This window comes from Pseudomonas sp. NBRC 111133 (genome assembly GCF_001320605.1).
Classification (GTDB): domain Bacteria; phylum Pseudomonadota; class Gammaproteobacteria; order Pseudomonadales; family Pseudomonadaceae; genus Aquipseudomonas; species Aquipseudomonas monteilii.
Genome location: NZ_BCBJ01000095.1, coordinates 54,780 through 77,617, shown reverse-complemented (window position 1 = coordinate 77,617; position 22,838 = coordinate 54,780). Strand labels below are relative to the sequence as shown.

The following is a 22,838-nucleotide window of genomic DNA, read 5'->3' as shown; positions in this document are numbered from 1 at the left end:
AAAAAGACAAAGGGCACGGCCTGTCGAAAACAGGACCGTGCCCGATGTTAACCGCCTGGCTCGCAAGGAGCCAGCCAGTCAGCGCAGCTTAGGCAGCTACGACAACCACGCGTACGGTGGCTTCAACGTCGCTGTGCAGGTGCACGGCTACGTCGTATTCGCCAACCTGACGGATGGTGCCGTTCGGCAGACGAACTTCAGCTTTAGCCACTTCAACGCCGGAGGCGGTCAGGGCGTCAGCGATGTCGTGGGTGCCGATCGAACCGAACAGCTTGCCTTCGTCGCCAGCGGTGGCAGTGATGGTCACTTCCAGCTCGGCCAGTTGGGCAGCGCGGCTTTCAGCCGAAGCTTTCTTGTCAGCGGCTGCTTTTTCCAGCTCGGCGCGACGCTCTTCGAACGCAGCCAGGTTGGCGGCGTTGGCAACGGTGGCCTTGCCGAATGGCAGCAGGAAGTTACGGCCGTAACCAGCCTTAACTTTTACTTTGTCGCCCAGGTTGCCCAGGTTAGCGACTTTTTCCAGCAGGATCAGTTCCATTTGGTAAAACCTCTTAACTTTTAACCTTCACCGTTCGCGGAGTCATTCCCCTTGGGGGACTTGCGACCGCGAAAATCAATCAGGCTGTCGACAATGGCCAAAACCACCAGCAACGGATAAATCAGCTGCATGATCAGCGGCAGCGTCACGTACATGCCTACCAGCCAGAAACCGGCCAGTCGACCCTGTGCCACCAGCCCGTGCATCAAGGCGATGCCGGCCAGCACCAGAACCAGGCTGGAAGCCGATGCCAGGATGATGAACTGCGGGCCGATAAACGGCGCCACCACCATCACTGCCACCAAGACCGCCATGGTCTGTTTCGGCAACTTCAGTTCGCGAAACTCGCGACCGAAGCCTCCAGGGTTGTACAACGCTGCCTGCCAGTAGCGCGCCAGCATTAACGCCAACACACTGAACAATTGCACCGTCACTGCTGTGGAAGCGACCAGCACAGGGCGGATCAGCTCACCGGAGAGCACCGGTTGCCCCTCGATTTTCGGCATGGCTTCGGCAAACGCCTTGGCCAGCACATCGAAGGTTTGCGCCAGCGCCAGATCAAGCACGAGGCTAAACGCCACGGCGAACACGGCACTGGCCAGCAACACCCGGCTCCAGGGATGCTCGGCACGCAGCATGGCGGCCAGGGCCAGGGCACCCGCAATCACCAGAAAGGTGATGGGATCGCCCATGACCCACACGGCCAGCCCGGCCAGCAGGCCGCCGACGATGACCGTTGTAGCATCCTTGAACCCACGCCGCAGCAGCACAAGGCTGCCGGCAGCGGCACTCAACCAGAACAGCAGCGGCAGTACCGCGCTGATGACCACCACCAGGGTGGCCTGCACACGACCGCGCATGATGAAACTTGCTAACGCTCGCATGCTAATCCCTTACTGCTTGTCGACGACCCGGTCTCAGCGGCCGTGGCTGTCGGTGTAGGGCAGCAGGGCCAGGAAGCGGGCGCGCTTGATAGCGGTAGCCAGCTGACGCTGATAACGAGCTTTGGTACCGGTGATACGGCTTGGAACGATCTTGCCGGTTTCGGATACGTAAGCTTTCAGGGTGTTGAGATCTTTGAAGTCGATCTCTTTCACGTCTTCAGCAGTGAAGCGGCAGAATTTACGACGACGGAAGAAACGTGCCATTTAATAGGCTCCTCTAAAGGTCCGTGGATTACTCGTCAGCGTTATCGCTGGAGTCGCTGTCATTGCTGTCGTCGCCTTCGGCGGAGTCAGCATGCTCAGGACGCTCGCGACGCTCACGGCGCTCGCTGCGGTTCTCTTCAGCCTTCAGCATCTCGGACTGGCCGGTAACGGCTTCGTCGCGACGGATGACCAGGTTACGGATAACGGCATCGTTGTAGCGGAAGTTGTCTTCCAGCTCGGCCAGGGCCTTGCCGGTGCACTCAACGTTCAGCATCACGTAGTGAGCCTTGTGAACATTGTTGATTGCGTAGGCCAGTTGACGACGGCCCCAGTCTTCCAGGCGGTGGATTTTGCCACCATCTTCTTCGATCAGCTTGGTGTAACGCTCAACCATGCCGCCGACTTGTTCGCTCTGGTCCGGGTGAACCAGGAAGATGATTTCGTAATGACGCATGAATGCTCCTTACGGGTTAGTAGTCTGCCAGTGAATCTGGTCAGACAAGGAGTGAATGACACTGTATGTCTTGCACGGAGGGGAGGCACATGAGCGCCTGCCAGCTCGGCAAGGGGCGCAATTGTAGAGAAGGCGTAGCGCACAAGCAAGGCAATTGGCGAATATTTGAACAGTCAGAAACATATTCACAGGCTATCGGCCTCTTCGCGGGCAAGGCCGCTCCCACAGGCGCGCACCACACTCGAATCAGGTGCGGATCCTGTGGGAGCGGGCTTGCCCGCGAAGAGGCCGGAACAGGCTTACGCGATCAGCGCTTGGCCTGACGCTGGCGCACGGCTTCGAACAGGCAAACGCCGGTCGCCACCGAAACGTTCAGGCTGCTGACGCTGCCGCCCATCGGCAACTTCACCAGGAAGTCGCAATGTTCGCGGGTCAGCCGACGCATGCCCTTGCCTTCCGCGCCCATGATCATCACCAGTGGCCCGGTCAGGTCCTGCTGGTAGATCTCCTGCTCGGCCTCGCCGGCAGTGCCCACCACCCACAGGCCGCGCTGCTGCAGCTTCTCCAGCGTACGCGCCAGGTTAGTCACGGCCACCAGCGGGATCACCTCTGCCGCACCGCAGGCCACCTTGCGCACAACCGGCGTTAGCGTGGCCGATTTATCCTTGGGCACGATCACGGCCGTGGCACCCGCCGCATCGGCCGTACGCAGGCAGGCGCCCAGGTTGTGCGGGTCGGTCACACCGTCCAGCACCAGGATCAGCGGCGGGGTTTCGGTGCGCTCAAGCAACTCTTCGAGCATCAACTCACCCCACACCTGGCTTGGGCTGACCTCGGCGACCACGCCCTGGTGCACGCCCTCTACCCAGGCATCCAGCTCACGGCGCTCGGCCTGGCCGACCGGCACGCGGTTTTCCGCCGCTAGCGCCAGCAAGGTTTCCAGGCGTGGCTCGCTGCGCCCTTCCGACAGCCAGATCTGCTTGACCCGCTTCGGATGGTGCTGCAGCAATGCCTGCACGGCGTGCACGCCGTAGATCTTTTCCAGCTGACTCATGACTTGCTCTTGCTCTTGCGTGGCGCACCGGACTTCGGCGGGCCTTTACGGTGCTTGGTTGGCTTGCCGGAACCGGAGGACTTGCCACCTTTGTCCGACTTGCTGCTGGCATGGCCGCCACTGCGTGCCTCGCTCATCAGCGCCTTTTTCATTTCGCGGCTCTTGCGCACTTCGGCGTTACGCTGCACGGCGTCTTTCGGGAAGTACGCCTCGGCGGTTTCGCTCTTGCGGCTACGCGGTTTAGGCGTGGCTTTCGCTTCGGTCACCGGCTGCTGCTCAACCTTGTCGGCTGCTGGCGCGGCGCCGCGCTGCTTGCGGCCGATCGGTGCGGCGAGGGTCTTTTCCGACACTTCGAAGTCGATCTTGCGCTCGTCCAGGTCAACACGCATGACCTTGACTTCGATGGTGTCGCCCAAGCGGAAGCTGCGCCCGGTGCGCTCGCCCGACAGACGGTGGTGCACAGGGTCGAAGTGGTAGTAGTCGCCCGGCAGCGCACTGACGTGCACTAGGCCCTCTACGTAAATGTCGGTCAGTTCGACGAACAGGCCGAAACCGGTCACGGCAGTGATGACACCCGGGAAGGTCTCGCCCACGCGATCCTTCATGAACTCGCACTTGAGCCAGTTCACCACGTCACGGGTGGCTTCGTCGGCCCGGCGCTCGGTCATCGAGCACTGCTCGCCGAGTTGCTCCAGGGTGTTCTCGTCGTACGGGTAGATACGCGCCTTGGGAATGCTCATGGCGCCGGCACGCTTGACGTGCGGGGTATCGACCTTGGAACGGATGATACTGCGGATGGCGCGGTGCACCAGCAGGTCCGGGTAACGGCGGATCGGCGAGGTGAAGTGGGTGTACGCCTCGTAGTTCAGGCCGAAGTGGCCATTGTTCTCGGTGCTGTACACGGCCTGGCTCAGCGAACGCAGCATCACGGTCTGGATCAGGTGGAAGTCCGGGCGCCCGGCGATGCTCGCCAGCAGGGCCTGGTAATCCTTCGGTGAAGGGTCCTTGCCTTTGTGCAGGCTCAGGCCCAGCTCACCGAGGAAGGCGCGCAGCTTTTCCAGGCGCTCCGGCGGCGGGCCGTCGTGCACGCGGTACAGGGCTGGCACGCCGTGCTTTTGCAGGAACTCGGCGGTGGCCACGTTGGCCGCCAGCATGCATTCCTCGATCAGCTTGTGGGCATCGTTGCGCACGGTCGGGCGGATTTCCGCGATCTTGCGCTGGTCGCCGAAGATGATGCGGGTTTCCTGGGTTTCGAAGTCGATGGCGCCTCGGGTGTGACGGGCATCTACCAGCACCTTGTACAGGTTGTACAGGTTCTTCAGGTCTGGCACGACGTCCTTGTATTCCTCGCGCAGTGCCTTGCCTTCGCGGGTGCGGGCGTGCTCGAGCATGCTGCTGACCTTGTTGTAGGTCAGGCGGGCGTGGGAGTGGATAACGCCTTCGTAGAACTGGTAGTCGACCATCTGGCCGGCTTTGTTCATGGTCATTTCGCAGACCATGGCCAGGCGGTCGACGTGCGGGTTCAGCGAGCACAGGCCGTTGGAAAGCTCTTCAGGCAGCATCGGCACTACACGCTCGGGGAAGTACACCGAGTTGCCGCGCTGCTGGGCTTCGACGTCCAGGGCCGAGCCCAGGCGCACGTAGCTGGACACATCGGCAATGGCCACGTACAGGCGCCAGCCACCGGAGAACAGGCGCAGCTTGCCCAGCGGTTCGCAATAGACAGCATCGTCGAAGTCGCGCGCATCTTCGCCGTCGATAGTGACGAACGGCAGATGGCGCAGGTCGACGCGCTTCTCTTTGTCCTTCTCTTCGACTTCGGAGCGGAACTTGCGCGCTTCCTTGATCACGTCCTTGGGCCAGACGTGCGGGATATCGTAGCTGCGCAAGGCAACGTCGATTTCCATGCCCGGCGCCATGTAGTTGCCGATGACCTCGACCACGTCGCCTTGCGGCTGGAAGCGCGGGGTTGGCCAGTGGGTGATCTTGATCTCGACGAACTGGCCGATCTTCGCGCCGCCATTACGCCCGGCGGTCACCAGCACTTCCTGCTGGATCTTCGGGTTGTCCGGGGTTACGTAGCCAATGCCGCCTTCTTCGAAGTAACGGCCGACCACGCTTTCGTGGGCACGGGAGATGACCTCGACCAGCACACCTTCGCGGCGGCCACGGCGGTCGACGCCAGAGACACGGGCCAGGCCGCGGTCACCGTCAAACACCAGGCGCATCTGCGACGGGCTGAGGAACAGGTCTTCGCTGCCGTCATCGGGAATAAGGAAGCCAAAGCCATCGCGGTGGCCGGAGACGCGACCACAGATCAGGTCCAGTTTGTCTACCGGGGCATAAGTGCCGCGCCGGGTATAGATAAGCTGGCCGTCACGCTCCATGGCACGCAGGCGGCGGCGCAGGGCTTCGATCTGGTCTTCTTCGTACAGACCGAACTCGGCCGCCAGTTCCTCACGCGCGGCCGGTTCGCCACGGTCGGCGAGGCGCTGCAGGATCAGCTCACGGCTGGGGATAGGGTTGTCGTATTTTTCCGCTTCGCGAGCGGCCTCGGGATCGAGGGATTGCCAATCGGCCATCAGAAGGGGTTCACCTTGGGGTATATAGATAGGAATTCTGGCATAGGCGTATTGAAACCGGAAATGTCAGCCTTGGACAGCCCCACCGGCGCTTCCGGCGAACAGGAATAGGCCTGCGGAATCAACAAGTTGAATTTTTTGAAATTTTTTTCGCTTGGGGGGTTTACAGCCCCCCGGACCGTCCGTATAGTGCGCACCACAACGACGGACAACCCCGAAGTTGTAGTAGAGATGAACGACGCTGTAAAGCATCAAGTAACCTCAAATGTGTGCCCAGGTGGCGGAATTGGTAGACGCGCTGGTTTCAGGTATCAGTGGCTTAACGGCCGTGGAAGTTCGAGTCTTCTCCTGGGCACCAAATATTTTCAAGTAATAGATGACCAAGGATCTGTTACTACTGTGTGAAGCTGACAATAGTCGCCTTCTGCAGATGATGTAAAGCTTTGCCCAGGTGGCGGAATTGGTAGACGCGCTGGTTTCAGGTATCAGTGACTTAACGGTCGTGGAAGTTCGAGTCTTCTCCTGGGCACCATACAAAAACCCACTAGCTTGCTAGTGGGTTTTTTCTTGCCTGCGATTTTTGCATCCCTCCTCTTTCGGTCATAGGTACAAACCTTTGCCGGCCTCTTCGCGGCTAAATCATCCTCTTGCACCATGGTCTGACCATGAATTTCTCGTCACCCGGCCACTTGAGAAACGATTTCGTTTACCATTGTTTCCAAATATGTAGCCGTAAGCGAGGAAGTACCCGCATGACGATCCGCCCGCAACCGCTGATGCGTACCTTGGCCGCCGCCGTGCTGAGCCTGGTCATCGGCGCTCCGGCCGCCATGGCAGACGCACCGGTCACCCTGACCATGTACAACGGTCAGCACAAGGAAATCGGCGAAGCCATCGCCAAGGCCTACGAGGCCAAGACCGGTATCCACATCGATATCCGCAAGGGCAGCAGCAACCAGCTGGCCAGCCAGATCATCGAGGAGGGCGACCGTTCGCCAGCCGACCTCATCTACACCGAAGAGTCCCCGCCCCTGAACAACCTGGGCGAACTGGGCCTGCTGGCGAAGATCGACGACGCCACCGCAAACATGATGCCCAAGGAGTACGTAGGCGCCAACGGTACCTGGATGGGTATCACCGCGCGCACGCGCATCGTGGTGTACAACCCGAAGAAGGTCGATGAAAAAGACCTGCCGACCACGGTGATGGACTTCGCCAACCCTGAGTGGGAAGACCGCGTCGGCTACGTACCCACCAGCGGTGCATTCCAGGAGCAGGCCGTGGCCATCCTGAAGATGCACGGCCGTGAAGCCACCGAAGAATGGCTGACTGGCCTGAAAGCCTTCGGCAAAACCTACACCAACAACATGGTCGCCCTCAAAGCCGTGGAAAGAGGTGAAGTGGCTGCGGTACTGGTGAACAACTACTACTGGTATGCACTTGAACGCGAACGCGGCAAGCTCGACACCAAGCTCTACTACCTGGCCGATGGCGATGCCGGCAACCTGGTGACCATCTCTGGCGCTGCTGTAGTCAAGGCCAGCAAGCACCCGAAAGAAGCCCAGGCCCTGCTCAACTGGATGGCCAGCGAAGAAGGCCAGCGGGTGATCACCCAGACCACCGCCGAGTACCCGCTGCACAAGGGCATGGTTTCCGACCGGGGCCTGAAGCCGTTCGAAGATCTGCGCCCGCCGAAAATCTCGCCGGCCGACCTGGGCAATGCCCAGGAAGCCATCGAGCTTGAACGCGAGGTCGGCCTGCTCTGATGACCGCTGCCTTGACCGAGCCGGTGCCGGTACGCTTCGTGCCGCGCCGCAAGCGCCCCTCCATCTGGGTGGTGCTGCCTGTGCTGTTCCTGGTGGCGATGAGCTTGCTGCCGCTGCTGTATGTCGCCATCAAAGCCTGGGAAGCCGGCTGGCGTGAAGCCTTGCACCTGCTGTGGCGCCCCTTTGTCTGGGGACTGATGCGCAATACCCTGATGCTTATGGTCGGGGTGACGCTGGCCTGCATGGTGGTCGGCCTGGCCCTGGCCTGGCTGCTGGAGCGCAGCAACCTGGCTGGCCGACGCCTGTGGGGCGTGGTGCTTTGCCTGCCCTTCGCGGTACCGTCGTTCGTCAGCAGTTTCACCTGGGTATCGCTGAGCTCGGACTTCGAAGGGCTGGGCGGGGCCATCCTGGTCATGGCCCTGTCCAAGTACCCATTGGTGTTTCTGCCGGTGGCCGCCACCCTGCGCAACCTCGACACCTCGCTGGAGGAGTCGGCGCGCACCCTGGGTTGCAGCCGCTGGGGTGTGTTCATCAAGGTCACCTTGCCGCTGCTGTGGCCCTCGATGCTCGGCGGAGCGCTATTGATCGCCCTGCACATGCTGGTGGAGTTCGGGGCGCTGTCGATCCTCGGCCTGCAGACCTTCACCACGGCGATCTACCAGCAGTTCGAACTGGAATTCAGCAATGCCAACGCGGCCATGCTGTCTGCCGTGCTGTTGGCGATGTGCCTGGTGATGCTGTGGCTGGAATTGCGTGTACGCGGCAAAGCCCGCCATGTGCGCATCGGCCAAGGCGTGGCACGCCGCGCGCAACCCGTGCGGCTGCGTGGCTGGGCCGTACCGGCGCAGCTACTCTGCGTGGCTCTGGCAGTGCTGGGCAGCGGTATCCCGCTGGCCATGCTCGGCTACTGGCTGAGCGTGGGTTCGTCGGCAGCATTCCCGGTGGGGGCTATCTCCAAGGCGCTGTTCACTTCGCTGTCGGTGTCGCTTGGCGGTGCCGGTTTCTGTGTGCTGCTGGCGCTACCGATCAGCTTCCTGGTGGTGCGCTACAAAGGCCGCCTGGCGATCTGGGCCGAGCGCTTGCCGTACCTGCTACACGCCCTGCCCGGCCTGGTGATTGCCCTGACGCTGGTGTTCTTCGCCCTGCACTACGTGCCGGCGCTGTACCAGACCACGGCGTTGCTGCTGTTGGCGTATGCGCTGCTGTTCCTGCCATTGGCGCAGTCACCGGTGCGCACCGCGCTGAACAAGGCCTCGCCAACACTGGAGGAAGCCGCGCGCACCCTGGGCGCCAGCAGCTTCACGGCATTCTGCCGGGTGACCCTGCCGATCATCTTCCCGGCCATGGCGGCAGCGTTTGCGCTGGTGTTCCTGGATGCCATGAAAGAGCTGACAGCTACCCTGCTGCTCAGCCCGACCGGGATGACCACCCTGGCTACCGAGGTGTGGGCGCATACGGCCAACGTCGAGTTCGCCGCAGCGGCGCCTTACGCGGCATTGCTAATCGTGGTGTCGGGGCTGCCGGTTTATCTGCTGACTACGCGGATGTACCTGAACAAGGCATAAAGCGCGAAGCCCTCATCGCCGGCAAGCCAGCTCCCACAGGTACCGCGTCGCCTTCAAGGCCTGCGCAGTACCTGTGGGAGCTGGCTTGCCGGCGATGAGGCCATCACAGACATCACGCGATGTTGCGCAGCATACGCCGCACGATTGGCCCATGTGCCTTGCCAACCGGCAGCATGTAGAGCCGGCCAAAACGGTTGAAGCACTGCACCGACGTGGTGACGCTCAAGTGCTGCCGGCCCTGCCCCTCTTCATCCAGATCCATGCTCACCATGACCGCAAGGTGCGTGTCACGCGAAGTCAGGACCAGTTGCTGGTCGCTGATAGCCTCGACGGCAAAGAAATCCAGACGCTCACCCACTGCCGGAACCCGCTCAGGATTACGCGATGAGAAACCGTCAATAGTGGCAACGTTGAACCAGCGAGAGATGAAGTCGCGTAGGCGAAAGGCCATGGCCAGCCAGCCCGGAACGTCCGAAGTCATGGCGCAATAGGCCTGCAGGGCGGTCATGGGCGCAGTGACGGAAATGCCATCGCGATGAAGAAAGTCCAGTTCAGCCGGAGCGGCGACCAGTCGGGCGGACATGAACAACTCCCTTTGTCATGTTTCTCCGCCATCATAGCACCGCCCCACACGATTCGCGTCAGGCCCTGAACTGCCCCAGGCTCGCCCGAAGCTGTGCAGCCAGATCATCCAGCACCTTGCTACTGGCCGTGGTCTGCATCACCACCTCGGCCGAGCGCTCGGCCTGGGCATGGATAGTCTCCACCCGCCCACGCACCGCCTGCGCGCCGCTCGCCTGCTGCTCGGCCGCGCGGGTAGCCAGGCCGATAGCTGCGTGAACTTGCTCCACCGCCGCCTGCACAGACTGCTGACGGCGCTCGTTGTCACGCAGCACCAGCAGCCCTTCACTGGCCTTCAGCCCGGCCTGGCTGATCGTCGCCACAGCCTCCTTGGCGCCCTTCTGCAGCGCAGCGATATGCGCCTGGATATCCCCTGTGGAGCTTTGCGTCTTGCTCGCCAACGCCCGCACCTCATCCGCCACCACGGCAAAGCCGCGCCCGGTCTCACCGGCCCGGGCCGCTTCGATGGCCGCATTCAAAGCCAGCAGGTTGGTCTGCTCGGCGATGCCGTGGATCACCGTCAGCACCACTTCGATCTGCTCACTCTGCTTGGCCAGGCGCTCGATCACCTGAGAACCTGTCTCCACCTGGCCAGCCAGGTTTTCGATCAGCCCTGCGAGCTGGGTCGAGGTGCGGCTGTTTTCGTCGGTGGCCTGGCGGATATCCACCACCTGTTTCAAGGCCGCCTGCATCGCATGGCTTTCGGCCTGGGCTTCATCGGCCATGCTCGAAAGGTCGCGCAGGCTGGCTGCCACTTCATCGCGCTGTAGCGCAGCAGCAGCATCGGCACCGGCATTGCGCTGGGCCATCGCGCCAATTTCCACACCGGTACGCTGGGCCACCTCGCCCGCTTCGCGCACAATCGGTTGCAACTTGTCGACAAAGCGGTTCACGGCCGAAGCCATGTCGCCGATCTCGTCTCGGCTGTCGAGGGGCACACGCTTGGTCAGGTCGCCCTCGCCTGCCGCCAGGTCGTCAAGGGCAGTAATCAGCAGGCGCAGCTTGCTCAGCACACGACGACCTAGCACCATGGCCACCACCAGCAACACACCCAGACCAACCAGCACCAGGCCCAGACCAATGCGCCAGCGCAGCTCGCCGGCAGCATCGCGAACGGTTTGCGCGGTGTTGGCCTGCATGGCAGCGGCACTGCCCTGAGCTTTTTCCAGCCGCTCACGCAGGGTTTTGCCGCTGTCAGCAGCAGCGCCGACCAGGCTGTCGCCTACCAGTTGCTCGCCACTGGCGATCAGGGCCGCAAAGCGCTGATCGAGGGCCTTCAGTTCCTGCTCGATACCCGCTGTGGAAACCCCCATCACCACCTTGCCGATTTCTGCGCCATTGGGGCTGATCGAAGCCTCGACGAAGTAAACGGCAGGATCGCGCCGGGCTGCATCGATCACTTTGTCCAGCGCTCGCTCGCCCTGGCCTTTTTCCATCAACGCCTGGTTGATCGGGTTTTGCCGGTTCAGATAGCGGGTCAGGTGCTGGCCCTGGGCGTCGTCGTACACCACGAATAGCACGTTGGGATTGCGCTGGGCACGCCGTGCAAAGTCTGAAAGCACAGGCACATCGTTGTCCCAGATGGCACGCGGGGCAACCGAGGCCAACAGCTCTGCCATATCGTTGGCGGAGTCCTTCAGGTTCTTTTCCAGGGTGCTGCGCAGTTGCTGCTGTTCGCTTTGCAGCCGTGCCGACAACCCTGCGCTCAGGCGCTGACGGGTGCTGCTGGATAGACCGTCCAGGCCCGAGCGCACATCCTGCCCGGCTTGCTCCAGTTCGCCGGCCAACTGACGGCTGTCATTGCCCAAGCGCTCGCCAAGGTCGGCCTCCAGGGCAGTGACCGTGCTTCGGGTAAGCGCAACGGCAACCAGCACCTGCACCAAAAGAGCGATACCAAGGGCAACAAACACAGGCCGCAAAAGGCGGCTTCGTAACAGTGAGAGGATGGCAGACACGGTGTAACCCTCGTGTTTTCTGGCGCCACTATTTTGATGGCATCTACAGAAACTTCTTACAGCAAGGGTTGTGCCGGAGACAGCAGGCATAAACGCCAAGGTTCAGCCAGGTGGTTGACTGATCTCGCTCGACGCAGAAATGAAAACGCCGCAGCCCCTTTCAGGGCCACGGCGTCAGATCAGCCTGGAGGGCAGATCAGGCGAACGGATGACGCAGTACGATGGTCTCGTTGCGGTCCGGGCCGGTCGAAATGATGTCGATCGGCGCGCCGATCAGGTCTTCGATGCGCTTGATGTAGGCGCGAGCGTTGGCCGGCAGCTCTTCCAGGGTTTTAACGCCCACGGTCGACTCGCTCCAGCCTGGCATCTCTTCGTACACCGGCTCCAGGCCGATGTAGCTGTCGGCATCGGAAGGCGCGTCGATGACGGCACCGTTCTCGTTCTTGTAGCCAACGCAGATGTTGATGGTTTCCAGGCCGTCCAGTACGTCCAGCTTGGTCAGGCAGATACCCGAGATGCTGTTGACGTCGATGGCGCGACGCAGGATCACGGCATCGAACCAGCCGCAACGACGGGCACGGCCAGTGGTGGAACCGAACTCGTGGCCACGCTTGGCCAGGGTGGCGCCGGTTTCGTCGAACAGTTCGGTCGGGAACGGACCGGAGCCTACGCGCGTGGTGTAGGCCTTGGTGATACCCAGGATGTAGTCCAGGTACATCGGGCCAACGCCGGAGCCGGTGGAGATACCGCCAGCAGTGGTGTTGGAGCTGGTGACGTACGGGTAGGTACCGTGGTCGATGTCCAGCAGCGAGCCCTGGGCGCCTTCGAACATGATGTCCTTGCCGGCGCGACGCAGGTTGTGCAGCTCGGCGGTGACGTCGAGCATCATCGGTTTGAGCTGTTCAGCGTAGGCCATGCACTCGTCCAGGGTTTGCTGGAAGTCGATGGCCGGCTCTTTGTAGTAGTTCACCAGCTGGAAGTTGTGGTAGTCCAGCAGCTCACCCAGCTTGGCCGCGAAACGCTCGCGGTGGAACAGGTCGCCTACGCGCAGGCCGCGGCGCGCAACCTTGTCTTCGTAGGCTGGGCCGATACCACGGCCGGTGGTGCCGATCTTGGCTTCGCCACGGGCTTTTTCGCGGGCCTGGTCCAAGGCCACGTGGTACGACAGGATCAGCGGCGCAGCCGGGGAGATGCGCAGGCGCTCGCGCACCGGTACGCCCTTCTCTTCCAGCTTGGTGATTTCACGCATCAGCGCATCCGGGGCAACGACCACGCCGTTGCCGATCAGGCACTGTACGCCTTCACGCAGGATGCCGGACGGAATCAGGTGCAGAACGGTTTTTTCACCGTTGATCACCAGGGTGTGACCCGCGTTGTGGCCACCCTGGTAGCGCACTACGGCGGCAGCATGTTCGGTCAGCAGATCGACGATCTTGCCTTTGCCCTCATCACCCCACTGGGTGCCCAGGACGACGACATTCTTACCCATTACATTGGTCCTCATTCACGCAAACTTGGTTGCCGGCCTACTGCCGACGCAGAAACTCACTGGGCCAGCGGCAGAACCTGCCAGCGCCCGTCTTGCTGAATCAATTGCCGATCACAATCCGCCTCGAGAGCAGCACTCAACGGCTGGCCAGGCAGGGCCTGGACCACACGCTGGCCCTCGTTGCGCAACTGGCAGACTTGCTGCCAGAGGGCCGCATCACCACTGTCCGGCATCCAGATGCCGCCCGTTGGCAATACGACCTCCGCTCGCCCCAGTGTGACCAGGGTCTTCAAATCCGTGGAGAAACCGGTGGCCGGGCGCGCCCGGCCAAAGTCGGCGCCGATGTCGTCGTAACGCCCGCCCTGGGCGATCGACTGACCTTCGCCTGGCACGAACACGGCGAACACCACGCCCGTGTGATAGTGGTAACCGCGCAATTCGCCGAGGTCGAAGTACAGCGGCAGGTCCGGATAGCGCGACGCCAGGCGGTCAGCGATCGCCAGCAGGTCGTCCAGCGCTGCCAGCACGCTGGCCGGGGCACGGCCCAGGCGCACGCGGGCTTCGGCCAGCACTTCACGGCCACCGCACAGCTCGACCAGGGCGCGCAGCATGTTGCCCAGGTCTTTCGGCAAGTCGGCGGTCAGCGCCTGCACTTCATCGACAGTCTTGCGTTGCATGGCGTCGAACAACTGCTGCTCCACCGCACCGGACAGGCCAGCGGCACGGGCCAGGCCACGGTAGATACCAACGTGGCCCAGGTCCATGTGCACATCCGGCACATCGGCCAGCTGCAGCGTGGCGAGCATCAGGCTGATGACTTCGACATCACTGGTAGGGCTGGCATCGCCATACAGCTCGGCACCCAGCTGGATCGGGCTGCGCGAGGTCGACAGTGCACGCGGCTGGGCGTGCAGCACGCTACCGGCATAGCACAGGCGGCTCGGGCCTTCACGGCGCAGGGTGTGGGCGTCGATGCGCGCCACTTGCGGGGTGAAGTCGGCGCGGAAGCCCATCAGGCGGCCGGACTGCGGGTCCACCACCTTGAAGGTGCGCTGATCCAGGTCCTGGCCGGCGCCGGTGAGCAGCGACTCCAGGTACTCGATATGCGGGGTGACGACCAGCTCGTAGCCCCAACTCTGGAACAGGTCCAACACCTGGCGGCGCGCGATCTCGATGCGCGCAGCCTCAGGTGGCAGTACTTCCTCGATGCCATCTGGCAGCAGCCAGCGGTCTACCGTTGCCATTACGCCATTTCCCCTCTGGTCCGGGCGGCTTGCCAGCAGGCGAGCCGTCAGTAAAGCCGGTATCGCGCACAGCAGCGGGCAGCACTGATCCCAGCGCAGCCACCGTACCCGATACCCTCAAATTGCCTTGCGACCTGACCAAACCGTCAACTGGCGCGTTGCCAATCAACCTTGCAGACGCAAAAAAGCCGGGAAATTTCCCGGCTGCCTCATCATACACCCCTTTTCATTCAGGATGCACCCCGCCTGGTGTTTTAGCTGCCAGGCGGGGCGCCGCTGCATGAAGATCAGGGCCTGAGCATCACGGCTTGCTCTTGTCCAGGAAGCGGAAGAACTCGTTCTTCGGGTCCAGGACCAGCACGTCGCTCTTGTTCGAGAAGCTCTCGCGGTACGCCTGCAGGCTACGGTAGAACGCGTAGAAATCGGCGTCCTGGGTGTAGGCCTTGGCATAGATGGCGGCCGACTGGGCGTCGCCGTCACCGCGGGTTTCTTCTGCTTCGCGATAAGCTTCGGCCAGCAGTACACGGCGCTGACGGTCGGCATCGGCACGGATACCTTCAGCCAGTTCGTTACCTTTGGCGCGGTGCTCACGAGCCTCACGCTCACGCTCGGTGCTCATGCGGTCGAACACGCTGCGGTTGACTTCCTTCGGCAGGTCGATGGCTTTGACGCGCACATCAACCACCTCGATACCCAGCTCCTTGTTGGCCATGCGGTTCAGCGATGCGGTGATGTCAGCCATCAGCGCGTCACGTTCACCGGAAACCACCTCGTGCAGGGTACGTTTACCGAACTGGTCACGCAGTCCGCTTTCCAGACGACGTGAGAGACGCTCGTCGGCGATCTGCTTCATGCCGGAGGTGGCGGTGTAGAAGCGCTCGGCATCCTTGACGCGCCACTTGGCATAGGCGTCGACCATCACCGCTTTCTTCTCCAGGGTCAGGAACCGCTGGGTCGGGGCGTCGAGGGTCATCAGGCGGGCGTCGAACTTGCGTACCTGGTTCACGTACGGAATCTTCACGTGCAGGCCTGGCTGAACATCCGCCTGGACTACCTTACCGAAACGCAGCAGTACCGCACGCTCGGTCTGGGACACGATGTAGAAGCTGTTCCAGGCCACGATGGCCAGCACCACGGCGGCGATCAGGGCGATCAGCGATCTGTTGCTCATCAGCGGCTCTCCCTAGTGCGCAGCGGCTGCTGTTGCTGTTGCAGGTCCTGCGCCGCACGTGCGGCCGCATCGTTGACCGATGGCGACACGCTGCCAGTTGGCGCGGACGGGTTGCGGCTGCCTTCGACCATCTTGTCCAGTGGCAGGTAGAGCAGGTTGTTCTGCCCGTCCTTGGTGGCCACCATGACCTTGCTGGTGTTGCTGTAGACCTCTTGCATGGTCTCCAGGTACAGGCGCTGACGGGTCACGTCAGGTGCCTTGCGGTACTCGGCGACCAGCTTGGTGAAGCGGTCGGCCTCACCCTTGGCCCGGGCGATGACTTCGTCGCGGTAACCGTTGGCGTCCTCGATGATGCGCTGGGCCTGACCACGGGCTTCCGGCACCACGCCATTGGCGTAGGACTCGGCCTGGTTGCGGGCACGCTGCTCGTCTTCGCGGGCACGGATCACGTCGTCGAAGGCTTCCTGCACTTCACGCGGGGCTGCCGCGCTCTGTACGTTGACCTGGGTAACGGTGATACCGGTACGGTAGTTGTCGAGGAAGCGCTGCAGGCGTTCGCGGATATCCACGGCCATCTGCTCACGGCCTTCGGTGAGCACCTGGTCCATCGAGGTGGAACCCACCACGTGGCGCAGGGCACTGTCGGTCGCGTGCTGCAGGCTTACCTCAGGCTGGTCGACGTTGAGCACGAAGTCCTGCAGGTTGCTGATCTTGTACTGGACGGTCAGCGGCACCTCGACGATGTTCTCGTCTTCGGTCAGCATCTGGCCCTGCTTGGTGTAGGCACGCTCACGCGTGACGTTTTCCATGTACTTGCGATCGATCGGCGGGAAGTAGATGTTCAGGCCGGGACCGACCGTCTCATAGTACTTGCCGAAGCGCAGCACCACGGCCTGCTCCTGCTCGTCGACCACGTACACGGCGCTGTACAGCCAGATGGCAGCCAGCACCGCCAGGCCAATGCCCAGCAGGCCAAGGCCACCGCCCTTGCCGACATTGCGGTCACCGCCGCCACGTTTCTTGCCACTGCCGAACATGCCATTCAGGCTGTCCTGCAATTTGCGGAAGGCCTCGTCCAGATCCGGCGGACCTTTCTTGTCACCGCCACCGCCACCGCCACCACGGCGGCCGCCCCAGGGATCCTGATTGTTCGAGTTGCCACCCGGCTCGTTCCAAGCCATAGCGCTCTCCATCTGATAAAGCAAAGACGCGCCCACGGCGCGCCGTCCAATGCTACAGAATGCCTGTCACTGCTGCCCGGCGACCTCGACGAGCATTTATTGCAAAGTGTGTTGCTCGACAAACACTTGCGGCTCCATGCCTTCGCGGCTGACCAGGCGATTCAGTTCGACCATGGGCAGTCGCACGCTCAGCAGGCTGCGCCCTTCTTCATCATGCTCTTCACTCTGCACGGCACCCAAGGCAAAGAATTGCGCGCGCAAGCGGGCAAAACGCTGCTCCAGGCACAGGGTACCGACAAACAGATCATCCCCCAGCAACTCGGCAATTGCCTGGCCGACCAGCTCCAGGCCACGCCCATCGCGTGCCGATACCCAGACCCGTTCCGGCTTGCCATCGGCATTGCGCTGGATCTGCGGCTCGACATCTTCGAGCAAGTCGAGTTTGTTATACACCTCGAGGATCGGCAACCCTTCGGCACCAATCTCACCCAAAACCGCGAGCACCTGCTCAATCTGCTCCATGCGCTCTGGCTCATGGGCGTCGATCACATGCAGCAACAGGTCGGAGTTGCTCGACTCTTCGAGCGTAGCCCGAAATGCCTCGACCAGCTTGTGCGGCAGGTGGCGAATGAAGCCCACGGTGTCGGCCAGCACGATCGGTCCCAGGTCGTTCAGCTCAAGCCGGCGCAAGGTCGGGTCGAGCGTGGCGAACAACTGGTCTGCGGCGTACACCTCGGATTCGGTGAGCGCGTTGAACAGCGTGGACTTGCCGGCGTTGGTGTAACCCACCAACGACACCGACGGGATGTCTGCGCGCTTGCGCCCACGGCGCGCCTGCTCACGCTGGCTGCGTACCTTTTCCAGGCGTGACTTGATCTGGCGTATGCGCACCCGCAACAGGCGGCGATCGGTTTCCAGCTGGGTTTCACCCGGGCCGCGCAGACCGATACCACCCTTTTGTCGCTCAAGGTGGGTCCAGCCGCGCACCAGCCGCGTGCTCATGTGCTCCAGCTGGGCCAGTTCGACCTGCAGCTTGCCTTCATGGGTACGCGCCCGTTGGGCGAAGATATCGAGGATCAGCCCGGTACGGTCAAGCACACGACACTCGAACACACGTTCAAGGTTGCGCTCCTGACTGGGCGTGAGGGTGTGATTGAAAATCACCAGGTCTACCTGCTCGGCATGGACCAGGTCGTGCAATTCCTCGACCTTGCCACTGCCAATCAGGTATTTGGCGGAAGGCTGATGCCTTGACACCGTGACCAACGAGACGATGTCGGCACCGGCCGACAATGCCAGCTCCTGAAACTCCTGCGGGTCTTCGCGCGCCTCAGGGTTCTGACCTTCCAAGTGAACGAGCAACGCCCGCTCACCACCACCGTGGCGCTCAAAGAACAATGCAGGCTCCTATCAGGCGTTGCCTGGCTCGCTGTCGCCGTGTTCGGAATCGGACGGGCTTGGCAGACGAACCGGACGGGCAGGCACGACAGTCGAAATGGCGTGCTTGTAGACCATCTGGCTGACGGTGTTCTTCAGCAGTACCACGAACTGGTCGAATGATTCGATCGAGCCCTGCAGCTTGATACCGTTGACCAGGTAGATGGATACCGGGACCTTTTCTTTTCTCAAGGTGTTCAAGTAAGGGTCTTGTAGCGAATGCCCTTTTGACATATGCCGCACTCCTGTAAGGATAAATAATAGAAAATCAATAAAATCGATAAATTAGGCCGCCCCTTCGCAAGAATAGACGGCAATCAGCAGGGACTCAGCCCAATATGGCGATGGCCCCAAGGTATTTCAAGGTGCGGGACAGATTGTCGCAGGCCAGGCTGTCAAGCCAGTGTACGTCAGGCCAGCCACGCAACCAGGTGAACTGCCGCTTGGCCAGCTGCCTGGTTGCAATGATACCGCGTTCACGCATCTCATTCTCAGTCAGCTTGCCATCCAGGTAATCCCAGACCTGCCGATACCCCACTGCCCGTATAGACGGTAGCCCGGCGTGCAAGTCACTTCTGGCTCGCAGCGATCGGACCTCGTCAACGAAGCCCTGTTCCAGCATCTGCGAAAATCGTAACGCAATTCGCTGATGCAAAATGTGACGATCTGTAGGAGCAATCGCCAAACTGGCGACAGTATAGGGCAAATGTCCGTCAGCGCCTGCGTCTGCGCCGCGACTTTCCGCGAATTGACGTTGGCGATGAGCCGTCATGCTCTCGCCACTCACCCGGTACACTTCCAGCGCCCGGATCAGCCGCTGCGGGTCGTTGGGGTGGATGCGCGCCGCTGACACCGGGTCAACCTCGGCCAGCTGGCGGTGCAGCTCGGCCAGGCCCAGCGCTTCGGCCTGAGCCTCCAGCTCGGCGCGCACGGCAGCGTCAGCCGCCGGCATGTCTGCCAGGCCCTCGATCAACGCCTTGTAGTAGAGCATGGTGCCGCCCACCAGCAGCGGTATCTTGCCGCGTGCAGTGATCTCGGCCATGGCCTCCAGGGCGTCAGCACGGAACTGCGCGGCCGAATAGCTCTCGGCCGGGTCGCGGATGTCAATCAGCCGGTGCGGGTGGGCAGCGAGGATTGCTTTCGACGGCTTGGCCGAACCGATGTCCATGCCACGATAGACCAGCGCCGAATCGACGCTGATCAGCTCGCAAGGCAGCACTTTGGTCAACTCGATAGCCAGGTCGGTCTTGCCGGCCGCCGTCGGGCCCATCAGGAATATTGCAGGGGGCTTGCCGCTCATTTCATCGACCGCGCAGGAAGAGTTTGTCCAGGTCGTCCAGGCCCATCTGGGTCCATGTGGGACGGCCATGGTTGCACTGGCCGCTGCGCTCGGTGTTTTCCATGTCGCGCAGCAGGGCGTTCATCTCGGGAATGGCCAGGCGCCGGTTGGCGCGCACGGCGCCGTGGCAGGCCATGGTGCCGAGCAGTTCGTTGAGGTGCGCCTGGATACGGTCGCTGGTGCCGTATTCCATCAGGTCGGCGAGCACATCCTGCACCAGCCGGTTGGCCTCCGCCTGCTTGAGCAAGGCCGGGATCTGGCGGATCGCCAGGGTCTCCGGGCCCAGGCGCTGAAGCTCGAAGCCCAGGCGCTGGAACCACTGCGCGTGTTCTTCGGCGCAGTCCGCTTCGCGCTGGCTCAGGGCCAGGGTTTCAGGCACCAGCAGCGGCTGGCCGCTCAGGCCTTCGCTGGCCATGGCCACCTTCAGGCGCTCGTACATGATGCGCTCGTGGGCGGCGTGCATGTCCACCAGCACCAGGCCAACGGCGTTCTCGGCGAGGATGTAGATGCCCTTGAGCTGCGCCAGCGCATAGCCCAGCGGGGGAATGTCACCCTGGCTCTCGGGAAGGGCCGTCGCCGGCGCCGCACCGTTTTCCAACGGTTTGTAAAACTCGCGATACACCGCCTGCGCTTCGGCAGCCGGCACCGGCTGTGACGGGCGTGGGGTGTACTGATACTGGTAGCCCGCACCACTGCCGCCATTGGAGAACGACTGCTGCGGGGCACGCGGCTGTTCAAGCACCGGCGAAGCCAGGCGCATTTCGCCCTGCGGGCCGAACTCACCGGCCTGCTGGCCAGTCGGGCGAATGGCCTCTGGCACGGCGGCAGGCGCGGCCAGCTGGTCTTCCGGGCGCACATCGGCCAGGGCACGGTGCAGGGTGCCGTACAGGAAATCGTGCACCGACCGCCCTTCGCGGAAGCGCACTTCGTGCTTGGTCGGGTGCACGTTGACGTCCACGCCGTTGGGCTCCAGCTCCAGGAACAGCACGAAGGTCGGGTGCCGGCCATTGAACAGCACGTCGCGGTAGGCCTGGCGCACGGCGTGGGCGACCAGCTTGTCGCGCACTGCGCGGCCATTGACGAAGAAGTATTGCAAGTCTGCCTGGCTGCGCGAGAAGGTCGGCAGGCCGACCCAGCCCCACAGGCGCAGGCCGTTGCGCTCGACGTCGATCGGCAGCGCCTGCTCCATGAAGCCCGGGCCGCAGATGGCACCTACCCGCCGGGCACGCGCTGTTTCGTCGTGGGCCTCGTGCAGGCTGAGGATGCTCTTGCCGTTATGCCGCAGGTGGAAGCCGACATCGAAACGTGCCAGCGCCAGCCGGCGGATCACTTCCTGCAAGTGATCGAATTCGGTTTTCTCGGCCTTGAGGAACTTGCGCCGCGCCGGGGTATTGAAGAACAGGTCGCGCACTTCCACCGAAGTACCCACCGGGTGCGCCGCCGGCTGTACGCGCGGGAGCATGTCCCGGCCTTCGGTTTCCACCTGCCAGGCCTCGGTAGCGCTGGCGGTACGCGACGTCAGGGTCAGCCGCGCCACGGAGCTGATCGAAGCCAGGGCCTCGCCACGGAAGCCCAGGCTCAACACCCCTTCCAGGTCTTCCAGCTCGCGAATCTTGCTGGTGGCATGACGGGCCAGGGCCAGCGGCAGGTCGTCGGCAGAAATGCCGCTGCCATCGTCGCGCACCTTCAGCAGCTTGACGCCGCCCTGCTCCACTTCCACGTCAATGCGTCGGGCACCGGAGTCCAGGCTGTTTTCCAGCAGTTCCTTGGCGACCGAGGCTGGCCGCTCGACAACCTCGCCAGCGGCAATCTGGTTGGCCAGCCGCGGGCTGAGCAGCTGGATGCGCGAACCGCCACTCATTGCGAGGCCAATGTGGTGGCGGGGATGTCGAGACGCTGGCCAACCTTCAGCTCATCGGTCTTGAGGCTGTTGGTGCTGCGCAGGCTGGCCACGCTGACCTGGTAACGCACGGCGAGCATCGCCAGGGTTTCACCAGGGCGTACCGTGTGCTCACGCGGGCCAGCGGCAATCTTGCCGGTGTCACGCAGCCAGGCGATATAAGTGCCAGGCGGCGGGTTTTGCTGGAAGTACTGGCGCACACCGGTGTGGATCGAACGGGCCAACGCCTGCTGGTGGCTGGCGGTGGCCAGCTTGGCGGCTTCATTGTTGTTCGAGATAAACCCGGTTTCAACGAGAATCGATGGAATGTCCGGCGATTTCAGCACCATGAAGCCGGCCTGTTCCACGCGCTGTTTGTGCAGCGAGGTGACGCGACCCATGTTACCCAGCACCTTCTGCCCCACGTTGAGGCTGGAACTGAGGGTGGCGGTCATCGACAGGTCCAGCAGCACGCCCGCGAGCATGCGGTCCTTGTCATCCAGGCTGACGTTGCCGGCACCACCGATCAGGTCGGAACGGTTTTCCGTGTCGGCCAGCCAGCGCGCGGTCTCAGAGGTAGCGCCACGGTCAGACAGGGCGAACACAGAGGCACCAAAGGCGGCGCGTGACGGCGCGGCGTCGGCATGGATCGAGATGAACAGGTCGGCGCCCTTCTTGCGGGCGATTTCCGTGCGTTTGCGCAGCGGAATGAAGTAGTCGCCAGTACGGGTGAGCTCGGCACGGAAGCCTTTTTCGCTGTTGATCTGGCGCTGCAGCTCTTTGGCGATCTGCAGCACGATGTCTTTTTCGTGCTGGCCGCGCGAGCCGGAGGCCCCCGGGTCTTCGCCGCCGTGGCCGGCGTCGATGGCCACCACGATGTCACGCTTGCCGCTCGGTACCGGTGGCAGCTTGATGGCGGGCTGGGCCGGGCTTACCGGCACCGCCGGCGTGGTCGCAGGCGTCTGCACCGGCGCCGGGGCCGGTGGCGGCGCGCTGGCCGCAATGGCGTCGGCTTCCTGGTCGTACAGGTCGACCACCAGGCGGTTGCCGTACTGGGCATTCGGCGCCAGGGTGAAGCTTTTCGGGGTGACCGACTTTTTCAGGTCGACCACCACGCGCAGGTCGGTCGGGGTACGCTGGGCCGAACGCACGCTGCTGATCGGCGTGTTGGAGGTGGCCACGTTCAACGGCGCGGCCAGGGTCGCACCATTGATGTCGATAACCAGGCGGTCCGGCGCGCTCAGGGTGAAGACGCTGTGCTGCACGGGGCCAGACAGGTCGAAGACCAGCCGCGTGTTGTCTGGCGCGCGCCACAGGCGCACGCTCTTGACTTGAGTGACGGCCAGAGCGTCAACGGTCACCGTTGTCAGCAGCAGACCAACGATGGCGACCAGTGCGCGTATGCGCATACCTACCCC

Annotated in this window: 19 protein-coding genes, 2 tRNA genes and 1 pseudogene; 4 read left to right on the top strand and 18 right to left on the bottom strand. The window is 62.7% G+C overall.

All coding sequences use genetic code 11. The features are described 5' to 3' along the window. Positions 1–88 precede the first annotated feature (88 nt). The 6 genes from rplI to rnr form a co-directional block, all read right to left on the bottom strand. Positions 89–535: a 50S ribosomal protein L9 gene (gene rplI, locus APH36_RS22490; protein ID WP_003249568.1), complete on the bottom strand. Its 447-nt coding sequence runs from the start codon at positions 533–535 to the stop codon at positions 89–91. 20 nt (positions 536–555) lie between these two features. Continuing rightward, a complete protein-coding gene (locus APH36_RS22485) occupies positions 556–1,419 on the bottom strand; it encodes a hypothetical protein (protein WP_060500396.1) in 864 nt (287 codons plus the stop codon). 33 nt (positions 1,420–1,452) lie between these two features. Further along, on the bottom strand, positions 1,453–1,683 hold the full coding sequence (gene rpsR, locus APH36_RS22480; RefSeq protein ID WP_003249563.1) for a 30S ribosomal protein S18: 231 nt from the start codon (positions 1,681–1,683) through the stop codon (positions 1,453–1,455). A gap of 28 nt (positions 1,684–1,711) precedes the next feature. Continuing rightward, positions 1,712–2,137 carry a 30S ribosomal protein S6 gene (rpsF, locus tag APH36_RS22475; protein WP_003249557.1) on the bottom strand — a complete coding sequence of 142 codons (426 nt, stop codon included), beginning with the start codon at positions 2,135–2,137 and terminating at the stop codon, positions 1,712–1,714. Between the two features lie 307 nt (positions 2,138–2,444). Then, the gene (rlmB, locus tag APH36_RS22470; RefSeq protein WP_060500394.1) at positions 2,445–3,191 is read right to left on the bottom strand and encodes a 23S rRNA (guanosine(2251)-2'-O)-methyltransferase RlmB; all 747 of its coding nucleotides are present in this window, start codon (positions 3,189–3,191) and stop codon (positions 2,445–2,447) included. Next, on the bottom strand, positions 3,188–5,773 hold the full coding sequence (rnr, locus tag APH36_RS22465; protein WP_060500392.1) for a ribonuclease R: 2,586 nt from the start codon (positions 5,771–5,773) through the stop codon (positions 3,188–3,190). Before rnr ends, rlmB begins: the two co-directional genes overlap by 4 nt. Before the next feature lie 271 nt (positions 5,774–6,044). Here rnr and APH36_RS22460 point away from each other — a divergent pair. The 4 genes from APH36_RS22460 to APH36_RS22445 all read left to right on the top strand — a co-directional run bounded on the left by APH36_RS22460 (position 6,045) and on the right by APH36_RS22445 (position 9,104). Further along, a tRNA-Leu gene (locus APH36_RS22460) sits at positions 6,045–6,131 on the top strand. An 87-nt stretch (positions 6,132–6,218) separates the two neighbouring features. Further along, a tRNA-Leu gene (locus APH36_RS22455) sits at positions 6,219–6,305 on the top strand. A 220-nt stretch (positions 6,306–6,525) separates the two neighbouring features. Next, complete coding sequence (locus APH36_RS22450) at positions 6,526–7,539, top strand: extracellular solute-binding protein (RefSeq protein WP_060500390.1); 1,014 nt, start codon at positions 6,526–6,528, stop codon at positions 7,537–7,539. Beyond that, on the top strand, positions 7,539–9,104 hold the full coding sequence (locus APH36_RS22445) for an iron ABC transporter permease (protein ID WP_060500388.1): 1,566 nt from the start codon (positions 7,539–7,541) through the stop codon (positions 9,102–9,104). The genes APH36_RS22450 and APH36_RS22445 overlap by 1 nt, the downstream gene beginning before the upstream one ends. A gap of 112 nt (positions 9,105–9,216) precedes the next feature. Here the strand turns inward: APH36_RS22445 and APH36_RS22440 are convergent, their stop codons facing one another. From APH36_RS22440 to APH36_RS22390, 12 genes and pseudogenes are all read right to left on the bottom strand, one after another. Beyond that, positions 9,217–9,687 (bottom strand): DUF2867 domain-containing protein, encoded by a 471-nt coding sequence (locus APH36_RS22440; protein ID WP_060500386.1) that lies wholly within the window; start codon positions 9,685–9,687, stop codon positions 9,217–9,219. A gap of 58 nt (positions 9,688–9,745) precedes the next feature. Then, the gene (locus APH36_RS33275) at positions 9,746–10,450 is read right to left on the bottom strand and encodes a methyl-accepting chemotaxis protein (protein ID WP_371058791.1); all 705 of its coding nucleotides are present in this window, start codon (positions 10,448–10,450) and stop codon (positions 9,746–9,748) included. 201 nt (positions 10,451–10,651) lie between these two features. Further along, a pseudogene (locus APH36_RS33270) lies at positions 10,652–10,756 on the bottom strand (hypothetical protein); the annotation flags it as partial. A 1,120-nt stretch (positions 10,757–11,876) separates the two neighbouring features. Further along, the gene (locus tag APH36_RS22430) at positions 11,877–13,169 is read right to left on the bottom strand and encodes an adenylosuccinate synthase (protein WP_016712316.1); all 1,293 of its coding nucleotides are present in this window, start codon (positions 13,167–13,169) and stop codon (positions 11,877–11,879) included. Between the two features lie 56 nt (positions 13,170–13,225). Continuing rightward, complete coding sequence (locus tag APH36_RS22425) at positions 13,226–14,413, bottom strand: ATP phosphoribosyltransferase regulatory subunit (protein ID WP_060500382.1); 1,188 nt, start codon at positions 14,411–14,413, stop codon at positions 13,226–13,228. A 301-nt stretch (positions 14,414–14,714) separates the two neighbouring features. Next, positions 14,715–15,584: a protease modulator HflC gene (gene hflC, locus APH36_RS22420; RefSeq protein WP_060500380.1), complete on the bottom strand. Its 870-nt coding sequence runs from the start codon at positions 15,582–15,584 to the stop codon at positions 14,715–14,717. Further along, complete coding sequence (gene hflK / locus APH36_RS22415; RefSeq protein WP_060500378.1) at positions 15,584–16,765, bottom strand: FtsH protease activity modulator HflK; 1,182 nt, start codon at positions 16,763–16,765, stop codon at positions 15,584–15,586. The genes hflC and hflK overlap by 1 nt, the downstream gene beginning before the upstream one ends. 96 nt (positions 16,766–16,861) lie before the next feature. Continuing rightward, the gene (gene hflX, locus APH36_RS22410; protein ID WP_016712319.1) at positions 16,862–18,163 is read right to left on the bottom strand and encodes a ribosome rescue GTPase HflX; all 1,302 of its coding nucleotides are present in this window, start codon (positions 18,161–18,163) and stop codon (positions 16,862–16,864) included. 12 nt (positions 18,164–18,175) lie between these two features. After that, positions 18,176–18,436: an RNA chaperone Hfq gene (gene hfq / locus APH36_RS22405; protein WP_003258160.1), complete on the bottom strand. Its 261-nt coding sequence runs from the start codon at positions 18,434–18,436 to the stop codon at positions 18,176–18,178. A gap of 94 nt (positions 18,437–18,530) precedes the next feature. Beyond that, a complete protein-coding gene (gene miaA, locus APH36_RS22400) occupies positions 18,531–19,502 on the bottom strand; it encodes a tRNA (adenosine(37)-N6)-dimethylallyltransferase MiaA (protein ID WP_060500376.1) in 972 nt (323 codons plus the stop codon). A 1-nt stretch (position 19,503) separates the two neighbouring features. Further along, on the bottom strand, positions 19,504–21,402 hold the full coding sequence (mutL, locus tag APH36_RS22395; protein WP_060500374.1) for a DNA mismatch repair endonuclease MutL: 1,899 nt from the start codon (positions 21,400–21,402) through the stop codon (positions 19,504–19,506). Continuing rightward, the gene (locus APH36_RS22390; RefSeq protein ID WP_016712322.1) at positions 21,399–22,829 is read right to left on the bottom strand and encodes an N-acetylmuramoyl-L-alanine amidase; all 1,431 of its coding nucleotides are present in this window, start codon (positions 22,827–22,829) and stop codon (positions 21,399–21,401) included. The genes mutL and APH36_RS22390 overlap by 4 nt, the downstream gene beginning before the upstream one ends. Positions 22,830–22,838 lie beyond the last annotated feature (9 nt).